The organism is Paenibacillus sp. VCA1, assembly GCF_031583795.1.
Lineage (GTDB): Bacteria > Bacillota > Bacilli > Paenibacillales > Paenibacillaceae > Paenibacillus_AQ > Paenibacillus_AQ albilobatus.
In genome coordinates this window covers 1-707 of sequence record NZ_JAVLSX010000038.1, presented here as the reverse complement: position 1 = coordinate 707, position 707 = coordinate 1, and the positions used below count along the sequence as shown (strand labels likewise).

Genomic DNA, 707 nt, shown 5'->3' with positions numbered 1-707 from the left:
TCACAAAGGATCACCCATCACGAATCTTTCGCTGCTACTTTTACTTAAACTTGTTGACACAAGTTCAGCTAAAAGGATATTTCTAAAACGCAAATTCGTTTCGGTATCTAGTTTTCAAGGATCAAATGTAAAACATGATTGGTGGAGCCAAGCGGGATCGAACCGCTGACCTCCTGCTTGCAAGGCAGGCGCTCTCCCAGCTGAGCTATGGCCCCAAATTTTACCCCAAAAAGTGACGACATGCTACGAAGTTGATTCCGATTACTTTCCGGGGACCCCGTATAAAGCATGAAGTTCAGTTATGGGATTTATATGGTGGGCCCTAGTGGACTCGAACCACCGACCTCACCCTTATCAGGGGTGCGCTCTAACCAACTGAGCTAAGGGCCCATATTATATTCTCTAAAACCAAACCCATAAGGGCTTGCGCTTGGCGGCGTCCTACTCTCCCAGGACCCTTCGGTCCAAGTACCATCGGCGCTGGAGGGCTTAACGGTCGTGTTCGGGATGGGTACGCGTGGAACCCCTCCGCCATCGCCACCAAACGCATTTCGAAAGAGGTTTGCTCTTTCAAAACTGACAACGAGTGAGATTTCGCAACTTCCGTTGCTTATTTGTACCGCTTCACTCAGAAGCGAGGTACTCCATAGAAAGGAGGTGATCCAGCCGCACCTTCCGATACGGCTACCTTGTTACGACTTCACCCC

The 707-nt window shown here is 49.6% G+C and carries 2 tRNA genes and 2 rRNA genes; all 4 read right to left on the bottom strand.

Annotation, left to right across the window (positions count from 1 at the left end):
• Positions 1 to 139: 139 nt before the first annotated feature.
• Positions 140 to 215: transfer RNA gene (locus RJP21_RS31015), tRNA-Ala, on the bottom strand.
• Between the two features lie 98 nt (positions 216 to 313).
• A tRNA-Ile gene (locus RJP21_RS31010) sits at positions 314 to 390 on the bottom strand.
• Positions 391 to 428: 38 nt separating this feature from the next.
• Positions 429 to 545: ribosomal RNA gene (gene rrf / locus RJP21_RS31005) — 5S ribosomal RNA — on the bottom strand.
• A 105-nt stretch (positions 546 to 650) separates the two neighbouring features.
• Positions 651 to 707 (bottom strand): 16S ribosomal RNA (locus RJP21_RS31000); the annotation flags it as partial.